Origin of the sequence: Novosphingobium sp. (genome assembly GCF_020852455.1) — a bacterium.
Lineage (GTDB): Bacteria > Pseudomonadota > Alphaproteobacteria > Sphingomonadales > Sphingomonadaceae > Novosphingobium.
The window spans coordinates 300,680-320,850 of record NZ_JADZAT010000010.1; the positions used below are offsets into that span (position 1 = coordinate 300,680).

Sequence of the window (20,171 nt, forward strand, 5' to 3'; positions counted from 1 at the left end):
TTGAAGCGGGGCGGGGAGAACCACATGACTGTGCTCGATCTGACCGGACCGCTGGATGCCGCCAGCCCGCTGCCGCTTTACCGCCAGCTTGAGATCGCGCTGCGCCGTTCGATCGAGGCGCGCCAGGTGCTGCCGGGTGATGCCCTGCCGCCCGAACGCGATGTCGCGGTCCAGCTTGGCGTTTCGCGGATTACCGTGCGCAAGGCGCTGGATGCGCTGGTTTCCGACGGCTTTCTGGCTCGCCGTCAGGGGGCGGGGACTTTCGTGACCAAGCGGGTCGAAAAGAACTTTTCCAAGCTCACCTCGTTCACCGAAGACATGCTGGCGCGCGGGCTCAAGCCGCACAGCACCTGGCTCAGCCGGACCGAGGCGACCGTTTCGCCCGAAGAGGCGATTACGCTGGGGCTCAGCCCGGGTGCACGGGTCTATCGCTTCAACCGCGCGCGGTTTGCCGATGGCGAACCGATGGCGCTGGAATATGCCACCGTGCCCGGCATGTTCCTGGAAAGCGCCGAGGCGGTCGAAGGATCACTTTACGAAGCGCTGGCCCGCAACGGTAACCAGCCAACCCGCGTGCTGCAACGCCTGCGCGCGATCCAGTTCAATGCCGAACAGTCCGAAATTCTGGGGGTCGAACCTGGCGCAGCCGGGTTGCTGATCGAACGCCGCGGGTTCGCCGCCAACGGGCAGCTGGTCGAAAGCACCCGCTCGTTCTATCGCGGCGATACCTATGATTTCGTTGCGGAATTGAAGGCGGAATAGGTGGCAGGCGTGCTGGCCCCAACCCGCATGGCGCAAGAGGCTGCATCGGCCGGCGATGTGCTGCAGGCACAGCTGCGCGCCAATCACGATCAGGTCCAGGCATTGGCCCAGCGCCTGCGCGCCAATCCGCCCCGCCTGGTGGTTACCTGTGCGCGCGGCAGTTCAGACCATGCGGCGACTTTTGCCAAGTACCTGATCGAACAGCAGCTTGGCTTGCCGGTTGTCTCGTTCTCGCCGTCGCTGGCATCGCTCTATGGCAAGGGGCTGGGCGGGCCGGATGTGCTGTTCCTGGCGATCTCGCAGTCCGGGGGCAGCCCCGACATCGTCGCTGCGACCCGCCAGGCGCGCGCGTGTGGATCGCTGGTGGTGGCGCTGGTCAATGTCGCCGACAGTCCGCTGGCCAGTGCCGCCGAATGCGTCATTCCGCTGCGCGCGGGCCCGGAAACGAGTGTCGCGGCAACCAAGAGCTTCATCGCTTCGCTGGCAACGCTGCTGCAACTGGTGGCGGCCTGGCGCGGTGATGACGCCTGGCTGGCCGGGCTGCCCGGCGAACTCAGCGCCAGCTGGGCAAACGATTGGGAGGCAGCCGCTCAGGAACTTGCCAAGGCATCCAGCCTGTTCGTGATCGGACGCGGGCTGGGGCTGGGTATTGCCCAGGAACTGGCGCTGAAATTCAAGGAAACCTGCCGGATCCACGCCGAAGCCTTTTCCGGTGCCGAAGTGCGCCATGGGCCGATGGCGCTGGTCGAGGCCGGGTTCCCGGTCATCATCCTGTCGCAGGCCGATGCGAGCCGCCCGGGGCTCCAGACCCTGGGCGAGGAGTTCGTTACGCGCGGTGCCCGCGTCTTTGCCAGCGGACTGGACCTGCCCGGCGCGGTCGCCCTGCCGGACTGCAGCGGTGATGCAATGGTTGGCCCGGTGCTGGCGATCCAGGGGTGCTACAAGCTGGTCAATGCAATCGCACTGGCGCGCGGGCTCGATCCCGATGCGCCGCCGTATCTTGCCAAGGTGACGCGCACGCTATGATCGATACGCTGTTTCATGGCGGCCCGATCCTGCAGGGCGAGCGGATGGCCGAAGGGCTTGCGCTGGCGGTTGCCAATGGCCGGATCACGTGGATCGGGCCGGTGGCCGATGCGCCTGCGGCGGCGCGGCGCGTCGATCTGGCCGGGCGCATGCTGCTGCCCGGATTTATTGATGTGCAGGTCAATGGCGGGGGCGGAGTGCTGTTCAACGACAGCCAGGATACTGCGACCCTGCGCACGATCGTGGCGGCGCATGCCCGCTTTGGCACGACCGGCCTGTTGCCGACGCTGATCTCTGACCGGATCGAGGTGTTCGATGCCGGGATCCAGGCGGTCGAGGCGGCGATTGCAGCCGGGGTGCCGGGGGTGCTGGGGATCCATCTTGAAGGCCCCTACCTGAGCGAGGCGCGGCGCGGTATCCACCCGGCCGAGCAGCTGGCCCGGCCCGGTCCCGAAGCGGCCAGCCGGCTGACCGCTCTGCGCGGCGGCAAGACGCTGATCACCCTGGCTCCGGAAGTGACCGGGACCGATTTCGTGCGCGAACTGGGTGCTGCCGGGGCGCTGGTCAGCCTGGGGCATACCGAAGCCGACGCTATGCAGATCCAGGCTGCTCTGACTGCAGGCGCGCGCGGTTTTACCCATTTGTTCAATGCCATGCCGGCACTGCTCAACCGCAGCCCGGGGCCGGTCGGCGCGGCGCTCAACGACCGGAACGCCTGGTGCGGCCTGATCGTTGATGGCTTCCATGTTGATCCCCTGGTGTTGCGGATCGCGCTGGCCTGCCGGCCGCTCGATCGCTTCCTGCTGGTGACCGATGCGATGGCGCTGGTGGGCGATGCCGATGGGACCTTTGCCTTCAATGGCGAGACGATCACGGTCGAACAGGGGTGCCCGCGCAGTCCGGATGGCGTGCTGGCCGGATCGGCGCTTGATATGGCCAGCGCGGTCCGCAATTCGATCGACCAGCTTGGTCTGTCGCTGCCGCAGGCGGTGGCCATGGCCAGCAGCGCGCCGGCCGCCTTCCTTGGGCTTGAAGACCAGCTTGGCCAGCTTGCACCGGGCTTGCGCGCAAACCTGGTGGTGGCCCGAGCAGGTCTTGCCATCGATCAGACCTGGATCGACGGAAATCCGGCCTTTTTGGGCGATGAATCGGAATTGGTATTATAAAGGTTCCTTTTTGTTGACAGGGCTGTGCTCGCATGCGAGCAACCTCGGCAAGTGATTGGCAAAGGCGGACGAGGGAGCCGAGCAGTGCTTTCCGCCGCCAGATCTTGAGGGAGGTCGGCATGGGTGGATCCGCTAATTTTGCAAACAACAGCGTCCGGAAGCGGTTGCTGGCCGGGGTAAGCATGGTTGGAATGGCCTTGCTGGCCAGTCCGTCGCTGGCCCAGGACGCGCCTGCAGGCGATGCGGCCTCGGGTGAGGAGCTCGTTGTTTCGGGTATCCGCTATTCGCTCTCTTCCGCTGCCAACCTCAAGCGCAACAGCGAAGGCGTGGTCGAAGCGGTGGTGGCCGAAGATATCGGCAAGCTGCCCGACATTTCGGTGGCGGAATCGCTGGCCCGTCTGCCTGGCATTGCTGCCCAGCGCGTCGATGGCCGGGCGCAGGATCTCTCGATCCGCGGCATGGGTCCGAAGTTCAGCGTGACGCTTTACAATGGCAATGAAGTGGTTTCGACCGGCGATGACCGTTCGTTCCAGTATGACCAGCTGCCGCCCGAACTGGTCAGCCAGATGCTGGTTTACAAGACCAGCGATGTCAGCTTGTCGAGCCAGGGCCTGGCTGGCACGGTCGATATCCGCACGCTGCGTCCGCTGGACGTCAAGGACCGCCGGGTCACCGTCAATGTTCGCGGTGAGGCCAATTCCTATGGCAAGCTGGTGCCCGGGATTTCGAACCACGGTGAACGCATCAGCGTTTCCTACATCGACCAGTTCGCCGATGATCATTTCGGGATCGCGCTGGGTTACACCCATCTCGGCAGCCCGGTAGAGAAGAAGTACTTCAACCCCTGGGATTTCGGCACTGCCGACGATCTGTGGATCCTGTCGAACGCGGCTGGCGATCCGGTGCCGGGCAATCCCAACATGGTCAGCGGGTTCGAAACCGGCAACCAGTCGATCGATACCTCGCGCGATACGTTCTTCGGCTCGCTTGATTACCAGAGCGACGGCGGCGTCCGTTCGACCTTCAACTACATGCATTCGACCTTCAACCAGCACATGCGCGGCACCGAAGTGCTGGGCGTGATCGCGGCCTGGTCGCCGGGCACGATGCCCTGGGCATCGGTGGTTCCGGGTGCCGACCTGGTCGAGCATGTCGATAACGGCACGCTGGGCCTGACTTTCCGCGGCAACGACCGGCGCGACAAGATCGATACGCTGAACTGGAACACCAAGGTCGAGATGGACAGCGTGACGCTGGGCTTCGATCTGTCCTGGTCAAAGGCGGACCGCGTTGAAACTGTTGCGGAAGGCTATGCCTCGAACCGCAACCCGGTTTCCTATTCGGTGACCTTCCCGTCGGATTTCAATAGCTTCGGAACGATGCAGGTGACCGGGCTCGATTTCTCCGATCCCAGCCAGTTCTCGCTGTCCACCTTCTGGTGGGGCGGCGGCGCCTATCGCGCGGTTGCCGATGTCAGCGACGAAACCAAATCGGCCCGCCTGTCGCTGCGCAAGGACTGGGGCGACGGCGCGCTGCGCTATTTCGAGCTTGGCGCGACCTATGCCGAACGCAGCAAGGCGCTGGCCTATCTGGGGGCCGACTATGACCTGGTCGGAGGCACCGGATGCAACATGGGCTCGTGCCTTGCCGTGCCCAGCGGACTGGTGCTGGGCACCGCGCCGATGCAGTTCAATGGCCTGGGCGGGGCGTTCCATTTCGACATCCTGTCGGCGCTTACTGGATCGACCCCCTACACCCTGTCCTATACCGGCAATCGCAGCCCGACCTGGAACTGGGACGTCAACGAAAAGATCTTCACCGGCTTTGCCAAACTGGGCTTTGGCCTGGGTAGCAACTGGAAGGGCACGCTGGGCCTGCAGGTCGTTCATGCCGATCAGGCCGGCAATGGCCTCTATGTCGATTACAACGGCGCCCGGCATCCCTACAGCGACGGTGCGAAGTACACCGACTTCCTGCCTTCGCTGACCCTGGTTGGCGATCTTGGCACCAACACCAAGCTGCGCCTTGGTGTGTCGCGCGCCGCGGCCCGCCCGAACATGTCTGACATGCGCGGCGGGATCAGCGCCGCTGTGGGCAGCGATCTGCGGTGGTCGGGCAGCGGCGGCAACCCGCGGCTCAAGCCCTGGCTGTCAACAGATATCGACCTGTCGCTCGAACACTATTTCGGCGCGGGCAGCTATGTGTCGGTCGCGGTGTTCGACAAGGAAATCAGCCGCGCGATCATCACCAAGGATGTCGCGTTCGATTTCACCGGCTTCACCAACCCGTCGCCGTTCACGCCGTCTTCGCCGATCGGCACCCTGTCAACGCCGACCAATGTCGATGGCGGCTGGGTCCGCGGTGTGGAATTCACCGTGGCGCTTGATGGCAAGGCTCTGACTTCGGCGCTCGACGGCTTCGGCGTCAATGCCAGCTGGTCGATCACCGACAGCAACCTGCCCGGCACCAATTCGGACGGTACGGTCAATCTCAACACCAGCCTCGAAGGGCTCTCGCACCATGTGGCGAGCGCGACGCTCTATTACGAAAAGGCCGGTTTCCAGTTCCGGATCGGTGAGCGCTATCGTTCGGGCTTCACCGCCACCCGGCACAACGCCTTCCGCTTTGTGATGGATACGATCCGTCCCGAATTGATCACCGACCTGCAGGCCGGCTACACCTTCCAGGGTGGTCCGCTGAAGGGGCTGGGTGTGCTGTTCGAAGTCAACAACGTGTTCGATGAACCCTATGTGGTGACCCAGACTGCCAACGGGCAGACCGTGCTGAAGGAATACCACCAGTTCGGTCGCCAGTACCTGCTGGGATTGAGCTACAAGTTCTGATCGTGGCAGGGTCCCCGCGCCGATGGCTGGCAGCGCTTGGTGCGCTGGTGCTGGTAGGCGCGGGGGCCGGCCTGAATGCACGCCCCTCTGCCGGGGCCATCCATCTGGCCGGCGAATGGCAGGTCAGGGCGATCGACCGGGGCGATGCGCGCGGCGGGATCGCCACCCGCTCGCAGCTGGTGGTACGCAATACCGGAACACGGCCGCTGCCGCGCGGGTGGAGCCTGTGGTTCACCGCGATCGGCGGCAGTGCCACCGCCGATCCGGCCTTTCCCGTGCGGCGCGTGGTCGGATCGCTGTTTGCGGTTGGCGGCGCGGCGGGCCTGCCCGAACTGGCGCCCGGTGCCACCCTGACAGTGCCCTTGATCCATCCGGGCGAAGTGCCGCGCGATGACAAGGGGCCCAGCGCGCCCTATGTGGTGCTGCCGGGTGATCCCGGTGCAGGGATCGCTTTTGACAGCTATGCCCTGTCCGGCGTTCGGCGCGACACACCCGGAGCGGTGTCGGCGCAGTTCACCGATCCGGCCAGCGCCTATGCCCAGAACCTGGCCTGGACCACCGCCGATCCGGACCGGTTGCCCCCGGTCCTGCCCAGCCCGGCCAGCTGGCGGCGCACTGGCGCGGTCTTTGCGGCCAAGGGGCTGGCAGCACCCCGGGTTCCCGCCAATCTTGCCGCCAGCGCGCAGCTGGTGCGGCACTTGCCCGACGTCGGGGCGGGGGGCCTGCCCTTTGCCATGGCGATCGACCCCGCACTCGCCGCGCAATCGCCCGAGGCCTATCGGCTGACGATTGATCCGGCGGCGGGGGTACAGTTGACTGCGGGATCGGCCGGCGGGCTGTTCTATGGCCTGCAATCGCTCGACCAGATATTGTTCGCCGCGCGGCAGAGCGATGGTTCGCTGCGCCTGCAGCCGCTTGAGATCGCCGATGCGCCGCGCTTTGGCTATCGCGGGCTGCTGATCGATGTGGCGCGCAATTTCCGCACACCGGCGGAACTGCGCGGGGTGATCGATCTGATGGCGCGGTTCAAGCTCAACCGGCTGCACCTGCACCTGACCGACGATGAGGGCTGGCGGATCGAGATCCCGGCCTTGCCCGAACTGACCCAGGTGGGCGCACGGCGCGGCCATGCTGACGGCTGGTCCGATCGGCTGCCGCCGGCGCATGGGTCGGGGCCGCTGGCAGGGCGCCCGTCGGGCAGCGGCTATCTGAGCGGCGGCGATTATGTGGCGCTGCTGCGCTATGCCCATGCCCGAAATATCGAGATCATTCCCGAAGTGGACATGCCGGGCCATTCGCGCGCCGCGATCCAGGCGATGAAGGCGCGCGACGCGCGGCGCCTGGCCGAGCGGGGCCGCTACCTGCTGGCGGATCCCCTTGATATGTCGGTCTATGAATCGGCGCAGGGCTTTGGCGACAACGCGCTCAATCCCGGGCTCGATTCAGCGGACCGGTTCGTAGAAGTGGTGGTGGCTGAACTGGCCCGACTGCACCGCGCGTCTGGCGTGCCGCTGAAGGTCATGCACATCGGTGCCGACGAGGTTGCGGCTGGCGCGTGGGAGCGTTCGCCTGCCGCCAAGGCCCGGATTGCCCGGCTTGGTGGCGGCGGCAAGGCGGCGCTGTGGAACGACTGGTTCGAACGGGTCGATCGCATTCTCAAGCGCCACGGCATTGCCGCGATGGGCTGGGAGGAACTCGGGCTGGTCTCTGGCGCGCCCGGGATCGAAACCAACCCCCGCTTTGCCGGGCGCGGCATGATGGTTGAGGTCTGGAACACCTTCCCCGGCAGCGAAAGCCTGCCCAACCGGCTGGCCAATGCCGGTTATCCGGTGGTGCTGGCCCCGGCTGACCGGCTCTATCTGGATATGGTCCAGGCGCCCGATCCCGAAGAGCCGGGGCACGACTGGGCAACGGTGCTGCCGCTGGCCGAGGTGTTCGGCTATGATCCGCTGACCAGGTTGGCGGGCGTGCCCGAACTGACCGCCACTGGCCGCGCCAATATCAAGGGCATCGAAGGCACCCTGTTCGCCGAGACGGTGACTCACGGCTGGCGGATGGACCACATGCTGATGCCGCGCGTGCTGGCGCTGGCCGAACGCGCCTGGGCACCGCAACCGGCCTGGGCGGACAGCGGCAATACCGCAGCCCGCGCCGCCGATTGGGCGCTGTTTTCGCGCCAGCTTGGTCAGACAGTGCTGCCCTATGTCGAATCCCGCTTTCCCATGCTGCGCTATCGCCTGCCGGCACCGGGTGCGCGGATCGAAAATGGCATGATCGAGGCGAACTATCCCTGGCCGGGGGTAACCCTGCGCTATGAACGCGGCGACGCCCAGCCGGGGCCGCGCAGCCCGGTCTTCGCCGGCCCGGTCGCCGCCAGTTCCCGCGTCCGCCTTGCCGCCTTTGCCGCCAATGGGCGGATGAGCCCCGTCACCACGATCGAGCCGCCACGCTGATGTCCAATCCAGTTTCGCCTGTTGCAGACCAGCGCTATCTCGCGGTTGATGTGCTGCGCGGTGCCACCGTGGCCTTGATGATCACGGTCAACATGGCAATCAGCCCCGAAGCATCATTCGGAGTGCTGCTGCACTCGGTCTGGCATGGCTTCACGCTGGCCGACGCAGTGTTCCCGACCTTCCTGTTCGTGGTCGGCAATGCCATGGCGCTGGCTTTTGATCGACCGGCGGACCGGCGCCCCGGCTGGGGCAAGATTGTGCGGCGCAGCCTGTTGCTGATCGCAGTGGGGTGGTTCGTTTCGAACTTCCCGTTCGGCCGGTTCAACGACGCCGGTGCCTGGGCCTGGACGCAATTGGCCAACATTCGCATTCCGGGGGTATTGCAGCGGATCGGGCTGGCCTATCTGCTGAGCGCGGTGGTGATCCGGCTGGCCGGAGCGCGCGGTGCCCGGACCTTTGCCGTGCTGGCCGTGCCGCTCAACTGGTGGCTGATGCAGCATTTCGGCGACCTGACACTTGAAGGCAGTGCCGCGCTCAAGCTTGATCTGGCGGTGTTCGGCCCGACCCATCTCTATCAGGGTGAGGGCCAGCCCTACGATCCCGAAGGCCTGCTGGGGACCATTCCCGCCACGGTCAACATGCTGGCCGGCTATCTGGCCATGCGGGCAATCCGCGCCGCGCCCGTGCCTGCGGCGGCGGTGGGCAAGCTGGCGCTGGCCGGAGTGTTGCTGCTGGCGGCGGGGCTGGCCTGGCATCAGGGACTGCCGCTCAACAAGAAGCTGTGGACCTCATCATTCGTGCTGTTCACCGTCGGGCTGGATCTGGCGGTGCTGGCGCTGTGTGTCTGGCTGCTGGACGTGCGCAGATTGACCTTCGGTTCCGGGTTCTTCGGAACTTTCGGGCGTAACCCGCTGGCGCTCTATGTGATTTCGGAAGTGCTCATGTCGCTGGCCTGGACCTTCCGCGTCGGTGAGCAATCGCTGTTCATGGCGATCTACAACACGATGTTCCTGGGTCAGATCACCGGTAAGGCCGGTTCGCTGGCCTATGGCTTTGCCCTGGTGCTGCTGGTCTGGGCGATCGGGCGATGGATGGATCGGCGCGGTATCTATGTTCGCCTCTAGGCTGGTGCGCATCTGGCTGGCAGCGGTTTTGCTGGCCTTGGGCGATGTCGCTCACGCCCGGGCCGTCTTGCTGATTTCAATCGATGGCCTGCGCCCCGCCGATGCGCTGGCAGAGGGCGGTCATGCCCCCAATCTGCGCCAGTTGGCGCATGGGGGCATGTGGTCGGATCGGGTGCTGGGGACCATGCCCAGCCTGACCTATCCCGCGCACACCACGCTGGTCACCGGCGCCAGCCCGGCGCGGCACGGGATCGGCGGCAACGAAGCCTTCGATCCGCTGCGCCGCAACCAGGAAGGCTGGCTGTGGTACTTCAGCGATATCAAGGCCGATACGCTCTGGACCGCAGCCCGGCGGCGGGGACTGAAGACCGCCGCGATCAACTGGCCGGTCACCGTTGGCGCGCCGATCGACTGGAATCTGCCGCAATACTGGCGCAGCGGCACAGCTGAAGACAGCAAGCTGATCGCCGCGCTGGCATCGCCGGGCCTGGTTGGCTGGCTGGAACGCAAGACTGGCAAAACGATGCCGCTTTCGCGCGATGGTTCGGCCGCTGCCGATGGCGTGCGGGCCGAATATGCAGCGGCCCTGTGGCAAGCCCATCGCCCGGCGTTGCTGGCGGTGCACCTTGAAAGCCTTGATCACGCCTTGCACGATTTCGGCCCCGGTTCACCCGAAGCTGCGGTGACCCTGGCAAAGCTTGACCGGGTCGTGGCCAGGCTGGTCAGCACTGCGCGGCGGACCGATCCTGCGATGGTGGTGATCGTTGTGTCCGACCACGGCTTTCTGCCGGTTGCCAAGGCGGTGAACCTTGACGCCGCCTTGCGCGATGCGGGGCTGCTGGTTGCTGGCCCGGAAGGCGAGGTAACGGCCTGGCAGGCGGCGGTCTGGCCGATGAGCGGATCGGCGGCGATCGTCCTGCGCGATCCCGCTGACGCCGAAACCCGGGCCCGGACGCGCCGGGTGCTGGATGGTCTGGCGGCGGATCCCGCCAGCGGCATTGCCGCGATCCTCGATCCGGACGCGATCGGATCGGCAGGCGGAACCGGGCGCGCCGCCTTCTGGGTGGTGTTCAAGCCGGGCTACATCACCGGCGGCTATGCCTCTGGCGGCCTGCTGCAAGAGGCCTGGCTCAAGGGCAGTCACGGTCAGTTACCGCAGACCCCGGGGATGGAGGCGCTGTTCATTGCGTCGGGCCGGGGGATTGGTGCCAATCGCGCGCTGGGCCAGGTGGACATGCGCGCAATTGCCCCGCTGGTCGCGTTGACGATCGGCACCAGGCTGCGCGATGCCGAACTGCCCGGGATTGCCGTTCCGGTTCGCTAAAGCCCTATCAGTGTGGCAGGTCGGCAGCGTCGTTGCTGGGGGCAACAACCTTGGCCCGCAGGTCTGCCTTGGACATGAAGATCGTCAGCGGCACTACGGCAAAGCTCATCCACATCATCATGTAGAAATCGTCGATGTAGGCGATCATCGCGGCCTGACGGTTGACCTCGGCATCGATCACCCTCAGCGCGGTCTCACCCAGCGACTGGAAGCGGTCGATGGTCGAGAAATCGAGGATCGAGCTGAACGAGGCGGTGATCTTGCCGGCCAGATCGCTGTGGCTGATCTGCAGGTTGCGGCTGAGCATGGTGATCACCACCGAAATCCCGATCGACGAGCCGATCGAGCGCGCCAGGTTGAGCAGGCTTGAACCATCGGTGCGCAGGTGCGGGGCGAGGGTGGAAAAAGCGCTGGCGTTCATCGGAATGAAGACCATGCCCATCCCGATCCCCTGGATGAAGCCCGACCAGGCGATATGCGAGCGGTCGGTCGCCAGGCTCCAGCCCGACATTTCCCACAGCGAAAAGCCGCAGATCGCAAAGCCCATCGCGATCAGCAGCCGCGGATCGAAGCCCTTGCGCACGATGATCCCCGACAGCTGCATGGTGATCAGGGTGCCAACCCCGCGCGGCATCATCGTTTCGCCGGTCTGGATCACGCTGTAGCCGAACAGGTGCTGTACCATTGGCGGCAACAGCGCCATGGTGGCGAACATCACCACCCCCATGATCAGGCTGAAGATCATCGCGAACAGGAAGTTGGGATCGGCAAACAGCAGCCGGTTGAACAGCGGCTCCTTGGCGGTGGTGAAGTGGATCGCGGCCATCCACAGGCATGAAACCGCCAGCCAGGCATAGAGCCAGATTTCGGCGCTTTCGAACCAGTCAACGTGATTGCCGCGATCAAGCAGCAGCTGGACCGAGGTGAGCAGCACCGCGATCAGCGCAAAACCGGTCAGGTCGAACCGGCGGCGCAGGATCGGGCGTGAAGGCAATTCGGCCGCGAGGATCGCCAGCGAAACCGCCCCCAGCGGCACGTTGACATAGAACACCGCACGCCAGTTCCAGTTCTCGGTCAGCCAGCCGCCCAGAATTGGCCCCAGGATTGGCCCGACCATGATCCCCATTCCCCAGACCGCCATCATCTGTGACTGGCGCGAAGGCTTGTTGGTATCGACCATCGCGGCCTGGCTGAGCGGTGAGATGAACGCCCCGGTCGCCCCCTGAAGTGCGCGGAACAGCACCATCTGAGTGACGTTCTGGGCCATGCCGCAAAGCATCGAGGACAGCACGAAGCCCGCAACCGAGAAGATGAACAGCCGCCGCGAACCGACCCGGTCGGCCAGCCAGCCGGTGATCGGCATGGCCACCGCCACGGCGACGATATAGCTGGTAAGCACCCAGCTGATCTCGTCGCTGGTGGCGCCCAGGGTCGATTGCATGTGCGGGATCGCGACGTTGGCGATCGTCGAATCGAGGATCTGCAACAACGAGGCGAGCATGGTGCCGATCGCCAGCAGCAAGGGGTTGCTGGTTGGCAGCAAGGCCACGTCATCCTCGGGACGCAGCTGGTTCGAGGCTGCTGGGGCAGGTCGCCCCTTGCCGGGAGCTGCCGCGGCGCTGGCCATCGGCCGCGCCTTAGCGCCGCCGCCCGTCAGTGAAGACCTTGACCTTCACCGACAGGCCCGAAATCAGCGCCCGCGGACTGGGTTCGTCAAACACGATCCGCACCGGCACGCGCTGGGTCACCTTGACCCAGTTGCCGGTCGCGTTCTGGGCGGGGAGGACCGAGAATTCGCTGCCCGTTCCCGCGCCGATCGAGGCGACGTGCGCCTTCAGCACCAGCCCGGGATAGGCGTCAAAGCGGATCTCGGCCGGTTGGCCGGGGCGCATGTCGGCCAGATCGGTTTCCTTGAAATTGGCCTCGATATAGGCCGATCCGTCGGCCACCAGGGTCAGCGCCGGGACCCCCGTGATCAGATCCTGGCCCAGTTGCAGGCGTCCGGCCTGGCTGACCAGCCCGCTGACCGGCGCGCGCACTTCGGTGCGGCGCAGGCTGAGTTCGGCGACATTGCGCTGCGCCCGTGCGGCGGCCAGCTGGGGATAGACGCCCGGAACCTGGGTGCCGGTCGATAGCTTGGCGGCGGCCTCGTCGCGCTTGGCCTGGGCCATGCGCAGCTGCTCCTGCGCCATCGACACCTGGTGCTGGGCGGCTTCATAGGCAGCCTTGGTGGTGAAGCCCTTCTTCCACAGCGCTTCCTGGCGTTGCAGGTTGGAGCGGGCAAAGGCGATCTGTTCCTGCGCGGCGGAAATATCCGCGCCCGACAGCGCGGTTGAATTGGCCAGTGCGGTCTCGCTCGCCTGGGCATTGGCGATCGAGGCATCGGCCTGCGCCATCTGCAGCTGGAACGGTTCGGGATCGATCCGGAACAGCAGGTCACCGGCCTTCACGTGCTGGTTTTCCTTCACCAGCACATCGACGATCTTGCCGCTGACTTCGCCGCTGACCGAAACCTTGTCGAGATGGACATAGGCATTGTCGGTCGAAACCTGGCCCTGCAGGCTGCGCCAATAGGTCACGCCGCCGATGATCATGACGATCGGCAGCGAAAGCATCAGCGCCAGCCGGCCCCAGTGTTTCTTCGGCTTGGGCACCACCGGCTCGTCGACGGGAATTTCAATTTGTGGATCACGTTCAGCCATTGACGGCCACCCCCGGGCTGCGCCCGCCTGCAAAATTGGTCCGGATTGTTTCAAGCAACTGGGCAAGATTTTCGCGCTGGGGAGCGGTGACGCCCTGCAGCATCTGCTCCTCCAGCCCGTCCAGGCTTTCGCGGGCCTCGTCGATCTTCTGCCGGCTCAGGTCGGTCAGGTGGATCCGCCAGGCGCGGCGGTCGGCCGGGTCGGGGCGGCGCTCGATCAGGCCGGATTCGACCATCCGGTCAACCAGCCGGCCCAGCGTGATCGGCTCCACTTCCAGCCGCTCGGCATAGAAGCCCTGGTTCTCACCCTCGTTGATCGCCAGGTTGAGCAGCAGCCGCGCCTGGGCGCTGGTCATGCCCAGCAGCCGCATCCGCCCGTCAAAGGCGCGGCGCAGCAGGCGTGCGGTATCGCTGAGTAAATAAGCTGTCATGGACATGGCTTCGATACATATAATAGCCATGCTTATAATACAAGTGGGCCGGTATCGAATTTTTGGGCCGGATCAGCCCGGACGGGTCGCCCGCAAGGCCTGGAGCACCGGATGGGCCGGGCCGAACTGCGCCGCCCAGTGCGCGCCAAAGGCCAGGCCGACCCGGCGGTTGAGCGTGAACTGGTCAAGCGGCACCATGGCCAAACCCGGCCCGCCCAGCGAACGCGGGGCGACCGTGACGCCCAGCCCCGCACGGACCATCGCCAGCGCGCGCTGATCGTTGGCGGAGCGCAGCGCAAAGCGCGGACGCACGCCGCGTTCGGTGAAGAACCGGCTGGTCTCGCCCAGTACTTCGCACGATCGCCGCGCGATCATTGTCTCACCCGCAACCTGACTGGCGCTGACGCTGTCTGCCCCGGCCAGCGGATGCGCGGCGGGCAGGGCCAGGCAATAGTCCTCTTCCAGCAGCACTTCGCCCGTGCCGGGGGCCAGCAGGGTCAGCGCCAGATCGATCGAACCGTTGGCCAGCGCGGCATTCAGCTCGCGCTCGCCGCCCTCGCTCAGTTCGAGCGGCTCGGACCCGGCGTAGGCGGCGATTGCGGCCTCCAGCCAGGCCAAAGGCACAGTATCAAGCACCCCCAGCCGGATCGGGCGCAGCGGCGCGGGCAGGCTGCCGACCTGCACCTCGGCCTGGTGAAACCCGGCCTCGATCCCGCGCGCCAGCGGCAGCAGCGCATTGCCCGCCGGGGTCAGCCGGATCCGCCGCCGCTCACGCACGAACAGGCGCGTGCCCAGCTGCCGCTCAAGCTCGGCAATCCCGCCCGACAGCGATGGCTGCGCGACATTGAGCGCATTGGCCGCGCGGGTGAAATTGCCGGTATCGACCACGGCCAGGAACTGGCGAAGCTGGGTGCGGCTTAACATAGGATCATCCTATACAACTCTGCACTTAAATCCAGTTTTTCTAATTTCAGTCGCCGGGTTATCGTGCCACCGTCACGATCCGTGAGCGGCCTGTCAAAGGCCCGAGAGAGGAATACCGATGCGCGCCACCCCCGACTTTGATTTCGGCCTGACCGAAAGCGCCCAGATGATCCGCGAGGCGGCGGGCCGCTTTGCCGACGAACAGATCCTGCCGCTCGCGGCAGAGATCGACGCCAACGACCGCTTCCCGCGCGAACTGTGGCAGCCGATGGGCGAACTGGGCCTGCACGGGATCACCGTGGAAGAGGAATGGGGCGGGCTGGGGCTGGGCTATCTCGACCATGTTATCGCGGTTGAGGAAGTCAGCCGGGCCTCGGGCGCGGTCGGGCTGTCCTATGGCGCGCACAGCAACCTGTGCGTCAACCAGATCCGTCGCTGGGGCAATGACGAGCAGAAGGCGAAGTACCTGCCGGGGCTGATCAGCGGTGAGCACGTCGGCAGCCTGGCCATGTCCGAAGCCGGGGCCGGATCGGACGTCGTCTCGATGAAGCTCAAGGCCGATACGGTGCCGGGCGGTTTTCGGCTTAACGGCACCAAGTTCTGGATCACCAACGGCACCTATGCCGATACCCTGGTGGTCTATGCCAAGACCGCGCCCGAAGCAGGATCGCGCGGGATCACCGCCTTCCTGATCGAGAAGGGCATGCCCGGTTTCTCGATCGGTCAGAAGATCGACAAGATGGGCCTGCGCGGCAGCCCGACCTGCGAACTGGTGTTCGACGATTGCTTCGTCCCCGAAGAACAGGTGATGGGGCCGATGCACGGCGGGGTCGGCGTGCTGATGAGCGGGCTGGACTATGAACGCGTGGTGCTGGCCGGCATGCAGATCGGGATCATCCAGGCCTGCCTCGACGTCGTCATCCCCTATGTTCGGGAACGCAAGCAGTTCGGCAAGCCGATCGGCAGCTTCCAGCTGATGCAGGCCAAGGTCGCCGACATGTATGTCGCGATGCAATCGGCACGGGCCTATGTCTATGCCGTGGCCAAGGCCTGCGATGCCGGGCAGACCACCCGCTTCGACGCGGCGGGCGCGATCCTGCTGGCCAGCGAAAACGCCTTCCGCGCCGCGGGTGAGGCGGTGCAGGCACTGGGCGGGGCAGGCTATACCAAGGACTGGCCGGTCGAACGCTTCCTGCGCGATGCCAAGCTGCTCGATATCGGCGCGGGGACCAATGAGATCCGCCGGATGCTGATCGGGCGCGAGCTGATCGGGGCGGGGGCATGAGCGCGCCCACTCTCACCACCACCCTCAACCTCGATGACCCGCAGGCGCAGGCCCGCGCGGCGCATAACCGGGCGCTGGCTGACGAGCTGCGCGCGCGGGTGGCCGAAGCCGCGCTGGGCGGGAACGAGAAGAGCCGTGAGCGGCATACCGCGCGCGGCAAACTGCTGCCGCGTGAGCGGGTGGAGCGGCTGCTCGATCCCGGCTCGCCCTTGCTCGAGATCGGCCAGCTGGCGGCAGATGGCGTCTATGGCGAAGATATTCCCGGTGCCGGGATCATTACCGCGATCGGGCGGGTTTCGGGCCGCCAGTGCATGATCGTGGCCAACGATGCCACGGTGAAGGGCGGCACTTACTACCCGCTGACGGTCAAGAAGCATCTGCGCGCGCAGGAAATTGCCGAGGCGAACCACCTGCCGTGCATCTATCTGGTCGATAGCGGCGGGGCCAACCTGCCGCATCAGAGCGAAGTCTTCCCGGATCGCGACCACTTCGGCCGGATCTTCTTCAACCAGGCGAACATGAGCGCCAAGGGCATTCCCCAGATCGCCTGCGTGATGGGCAGCTGCACCGCCGGCGGGGCCTATGTCCCGGCGATGAGCGACGAGACGGTGATCGTGCGCGAACAGGGCACGATCTTTCTGGCCGGCCCGCCGCTGGTCAAGGCCGCGACCGGTGAGGAGATCAGTGCCGAGGATCTGGGTGGCGGCGACCTTCACGCCCGCAAGAGCGGCGTGGTCGATCACCTGGCCGAGAATGACGAACACGCGCTGACCATCGTCCGCGATATCGTTTCGCACCTGGGTCCGCGTCACGATCACGGCCTGCCGCTGCAGGACCCGCGCGCGCCGAAGTTCGACCCCGAAGAGCTCTACGCCGTGGTCCCCGAAGACGTCCGCGCGCCCTATGATGTGCACGAAGTGATCGCCCGGCTGGTCGATGGCAGCGAGTTTCACGAATTCAAGGCGCATTACGGCAGCACGCTGGTTTGCGGCTTTGCCCACCTGTGGGGCATGCCGGTGGCGATCCTGGCCAACAACGGCGTGCTGTTTTCCGAAAGCGCGCAGAAGGGCGCACACTTCATTGAGCTGGCCTGCCAGCGCAAGATCCCGCTGCTGTTCCTGCAGAACATTTCGGGCTTCATGGTCGGCGGCAAGTATGAGGCGGAAGGGATCGCCAAGCACGGCGCCAAGCTGGTGACGGCGGTGGCCACCGCCACGGTGCCCAAGATCACCGTGCTGATCGGCGGCAGCTTTGGCGCGGGCAATTACGGCATGTGCGGCCGCGCCTACTCGCCCCGCTTCCTGTTCTCGTGGCCCAACAGCCGGATTTCGGTGATGGGCGGCGAGCAGGCCGCGAGCGTTCTCGCCACCGTCCACCGCGATGCGGAGACATGGACCCCCGAACAGGCGGAAGCGTTCAAGGCCCCGATCCGGCAGAAGTACGAGGACGAAGGCAACCCCTACCACGCCACCGCGCGGCTGTGGGATGATGGGGTGATCGACCCGGCGCAGACCCGCGACGTGCTGGGGCTGGCGCTGGCGGCGGCGCTGGAGGCTCCGATACCGGAGCGGCCGGCGTTTGGGGTGTTCCGGATGTGATGGTGGCGGTTACCTCTCCACCACCGCTTCGCGGCGGTCCCCCTCCCCGTTCCGGGGAGGTTCTGGCCTCGAAGCAAATACCTCCCCGGAACGGGGAGGGGGACCGCCAGCCGCAGGCTGGTGGTGGAGGGGTGCTGTCCGCATCGGATCAGGCCTTCCGCACCGCAAAGCGTGAGCGCCGCTCGGGCAACCTGCCCGAAGCCCTTGTCTGGCGCGAACTGCGCAAGCGGCCCGGCGGGTTCAAGTTCCGCCGCCATCATCCTTTCAGCGAACTGGTGCTGGATTTCGCCTGTCTTGAACGCCGCGTGGTGATCGAGATTGATGGCAAGGCCCACGATATGGGCGAGCGGCCAGAGCGCGACATTCGCCGCGATGCCTTCCTGCATTCGCGCGGATTTGCGGTGCTGCGCATTCCGGCGAGCTTTGTGCTCAAGGATCTGAATGCTGCGATTGAAGGGATCGTTGCGTTCTGTTCTGAACAATCACCCCTCCACCACCGGACTGCGTCCGGCGGTCCCCCTCCCCGTTCCGGGGAGGTCTTAAGGGGCGCAATCCAAACACCTCCCCGGAATGGGGAGGGGAACCACGCCAAAGGCAGTGGTGGAGGGGCCACATGATCAAGTCATTACTCATCGCCAACCGCGGCGAAATCGCTTGCCGGATCATCCGCACTGCGCGTGAAATGGGCATCCGCACCGTGGCGGTCTATTCGGACGCCGATGCCAAGGCGCTGCATGTGCGGCAGGCGGACGAGGCGGTGCATATCGGGCCTTCACCGGCGCGCGAGAGCTATCTGGTGGGCGCAAAGATCATCGCCGCTGCCAAGGCGACCGGGGCGGAGGCGGTGCATCCGGGCTATGGGTTCCTGTCCGAAAACGCCGAATTCGCGCAGGCGGTGATCGATGCCGGGCTGGTCTGGGTCGGCCCCAAGCCCGCTTCGATCGAGGCGATGGGGCTGAAGGATGCGGCCAAGGCGCTGATGATGGAAGCGGGTGTACCCTGCACCCCGGGCTATCTGGGCGAGAACCAGGACCCGGCGTTCCTGGCTGAGCGGGCGGCGGAGATCGGCTATCCGGTGCTGATCAAGGCGGTCGCCGGGGGCGGCGGCAAGGGGATGCGGCGGGTGGATGCGGCTTCGGACTTTGCCGATGCGCTCGCCTCTTGCCAGCGTGAGGCGGCGGCCTCGTTCGGCAATGCTGTGGTGCTGATCGAGAAATACGTACTCTCGCCCCGCCATATCGAAGTGCAGGTGTTCGGCGACAGCCACGGCAATGTCGTCCACCTGTTCGAACGCGATTGCTCGCTTCAGCGTCGCCACCAGAAGGTGATCGAGGAAGCCCCCGCGCCGGGGATGGATGCCGAAACGCGCGAAGCGATCTGCCAGGCCGCCGTGCGCGCCGCCAGGGCGGTTAACTATGAAGGCGCGGGCACGATCGAATTCATCGCCGATGCTTCGGAAGGCCTGCGCGCCGACCGGATCTGGTTCATGGAAATGAACACCCGGCTGCAGGTCGAACACCCGGTGACCGAAGAGATCACCGGCGTCGATCTGGTCGAATGGCAACTGCGCGTGGCCAGCGGCGAGCCGATCCCGCTGCGGCAGGACCAGCTGAGCATCAACGGTTGGGCCATGGAAGCGCGGCTCTATGCCGAAGACCCGGCGAAGGGGTTTTTGCCGAGTGTGGGGCAGTTGGAGTCTTTCTATCTTCCCAGTTCTTCTCACATCAGCCCGATGCGCGTTGAGACGGGCGTCGGCGAAGGCGATGCAATTACCCCCTACTATGACCCGATGATCGCAAAGTTGATTGTCCATCGTGCCAATCGTGAGGAAGCCATGCGTGAGCTAGGTCGGCGCTGCGGGAATGTCACCTGTTGGCCCGTCAAGACCAACGCCGCATTCCTTGTGCGGGTGTTGCGTGACACGGATTTCATCGACGCGCGGATTGATACCGGCTTGATCGCAACGAAGCTCGACGAACTGCTTCCAGATGAGCGGGCAAGCGATGAATTGGTGGCCGATGCCGCCGAGGAACTGTTCCTTCAAGACAAGCGCGACAAGAGCCACTACGATTATGAATTGCGGGATCGGCTGCCTGTCTGGGCTCAGCCCAACGGGTTCCGCGTCAACGCAAACCAACGCCCATTCTTGATGCACCTGACCGACGGCGCATTCGAATATGCCATAAGCCCCGAATCAAGCTCGGCGTGGCTCGAACGCCACCCTGATGGCGTGCTGGCCCGGCTTGACGGTGATACGCGGCTTTTCAAATTGGCCCGCTTCGACGGCACCGGTCACCACGGCGCCCACGATGGCGATATCCTCTCGCCCATGCCGGGCAAGGTGATCGCGGTCGAAGTCGCGGCGGGGCAGGCGGTGACCAAGGGGCAGAAGCTGCTCACGCTGGAAGCGATGAAGATGGAGCACACGCTGACCGCGCCGTTCGATGGCACGGTGGCCGAGCTCAACGCCGTGCCCGGCGCGCAGGTGCAGGTCGAGGCGCTGCTGGCGCGGATCGAGGCGAAGGACGACTGAC

General features: G+C 65.6%; 15 protein-coding genes. 11 read left to right on the plus strand and 4 right to left on the minus strand.

The genetic code is table 11. The features are described from left to right. The first annotated feature begins 24 nt into the window (after nt 1-24). From IT549_RS05525 to IT549_RS05555, 7 genes are all read left to right on the plus strand, one after another. Entirely contained in the window at nt 25-762 is a 738-nt protein-coding gene (locus tag IT549_RS05525; RefSeq protein ID WP_292970600.1) for a GntR family transcriptional regulator, read from the plus strand. After that, nucleotides 763-1,788: an SIS domain-containing protein gene (locus IT549_RS05530; protein ID WP_292970602.1), complete on the plus strand. Its 1,026-nt coding sequence runs from the start codon at nt 763-765 to the stop codon at nt 1,786-1,788. After that, complete coding sequence (gene nagA / locus IT549_RS05535) at nt 1,785-2,954, plus strand: N-acetylglucosamine-6-phosphate deacetylase (protein ID WP_292970604.1); 1,170 nt, start codon at nt 1,785-1,787, stop codon at nt 2,952-2,954. Before IT549_RS05530 ends, nagA begins: the two co-directional genes overlap by 4 nt. A 182-nt stretch (nt 2,955-3,136) precedes the next feature. Continuing rightward, nucleotides 3,137-5,797, plus strand: a complete 2,661-nt coding sequence (locus IT549_RS05540; protein ID WP_292970606.1) for a TonB-dependent receptor — start codon at nt 3,137-3,139, stop codon at nt 5,795-5,797. A gap of 2 nt (nt 5,798-5,799) precedes the next feature. After that, nucleotides 5,800-8,250, plus strand: a complete 2,451-nt coding sequence (locus tag IT549_RS05545; protein ID WP_292970608.1) for a family 20 glycosylhydrolase — start codon at nt 5,800-5,802, stop codon at nt 8,248-8,250. Continuing rightward, complete coding sequence (locus IT549_RS05550) at nt 8,250-9,374, plus strand: heparan-alpha-glucosaminide N-acetyltransferase domain-containing protein (RefSeq protein ID WP_292970610.1); 1,125 nt, start codon at nt 8,250-8,252, stop codon at nt 9,372-9,374. Before IT549_RS05545 ends, IT549_RS05550 begins: the two co-directional genes overlap by 1 nt. A 4-nt stretch (nt 9,375-9,378) precedes the next feature. Further along, complete coding sequence (locus IT549_RS05555; RefSeq protein ID WP_292970612.1) at nt 9,379-10,698, plus strand: ectonucleotide pyrophosphatase/phosphodiesterase; 1,320 nt, start codon at nt 9,379-9,381, stop codon at nt 10,696-10,698. Nucleotides 10,699-10,705: 7 nt separating this feature from the next. On the opposite strand, the gene IT549_RS05560 is transcribed toward IT549_RS05555, so the two are convergent. From IT549_RS05560 to IT549_RS05575, 4 genes are all read right to left on the minus strand, one after another. Continuing rightward, nucleotides 10,706-12,325 carry a DHA2 family efflux MFS transporter permease subunit gene (locus IT549_RS05560; RefSeq protein ID WP_292970614.1) on the minus strand — a complete coding sequence of 540 codons (1,620 nt, stop codon included), beginning with the start codon at nt 12,323-12,325 and terminating at the stop codon, nt 10,706-10,708. 10 nt (nt 12,326-12,335) lie between these two features. After that, nucleotides 12,336-13,400, minus strand: coding sequence for an HlyD family secretion protein (locus IT549_RS05565; protein ID WP_292970616.1), 1,065 nt, complete (start codon nt 13,398-13,400; stop codon nt 12,336-12,338). Next, the gene (locus tag IT549_RS05570) at nt 13,393-13,836 is read right to left on the minus strand and encodes a MarR family transcriptional regulator (RefSeq protein WP_292970618.1); all 444 of its coding nucleotides are present in this window, start codon (nt 13,834-13,836) and stop codon (nt 13,393-13,395) included. The genes IT549_RS05565 and IT549_RS05570 overlap by 8 nt, the downstream gene beginning before the upstream one ends. A gap of 66 nt (nt 13,837-13,902) precedes the next feature. Beyond that, nucleotides 13,903-14,754, minus strand: a complete 852-nt coding sequence (locus tag IT549_RS05575) for a LysR family transcriptional regulator (protein WP_292970620.1) — start codon at nt 14,752-14,754, stop codon at nt 13,903-13,905. 118 nt (nt 14,755-14,872) lie between these two features. Between IT549_RS05575 and IT549_RS05580 the strand changes: the two genes are divergently transcribed. The 4 genes from IT549_RS05580 to IT549_RS05595 all read left to right on the plus strand — a co-directional run bounded on the left by IT549_RS05580 (nt 14,873) and on the right by IT549_RS05595 (nt 20,170). Further along, nucleotides 14,873-16,039, plus strand: a complete 1,167-nt coding sequence (locus IT549_RS05580; protein WP_292970622.1) for an isovaleryl-CoA dehydrogenase — start codon at nt 14,873-14,875, stop codon at nt 16,037-16,039. Continuing rightward, the gene (locus tag IT549_RS05585; RefSeq protein WP_292970624.1) at nt 16,036-17,637 is read left to right on the plus strand and encodes a carboxyl transferase domain-containing protein; all 1,602 of its coding nucleotides are present in this window, start codon (nt 16,036-16,038) and stop codon (nt 17,635-17,637) included. The genes IT549_RS05580 and IT549_RS05585 overlap by 4 nt, the downstream gene beginning before the upstream one ends. 131 nt (nt 17,638-17,768) lie before the next feature. Further along, the gene (locus tag IT549_RS05590) at nt 17,769-18,254 is read left to right on the plus strand and encodes a DUF559 domain-containing protein (RefSeq protein WP_292970627.1); all 486 of its coding nucleotides are present in this window, start codon (nt 17,769-17,771) and stop codon (nt 18,252-18,254) included. Next, complete coding sequence (locus IT549_RS05595; protein WP_292970630.1) at nt 18,251-20,170, plus strand: acetyl/propionyl/methylcrotonyl-CoA carboxylase subunit alpha; 1,920 nt, start codon at nt 18,251-18,253, stop codon at nt 20,168-20,170. Before IT549_RS05590 ends, IT549_RS05595 begins: the two co-directional genes overlap by 4 nt. The last annotated feature ends 1 nt before the right edge of the window (nt 20,171 follow it).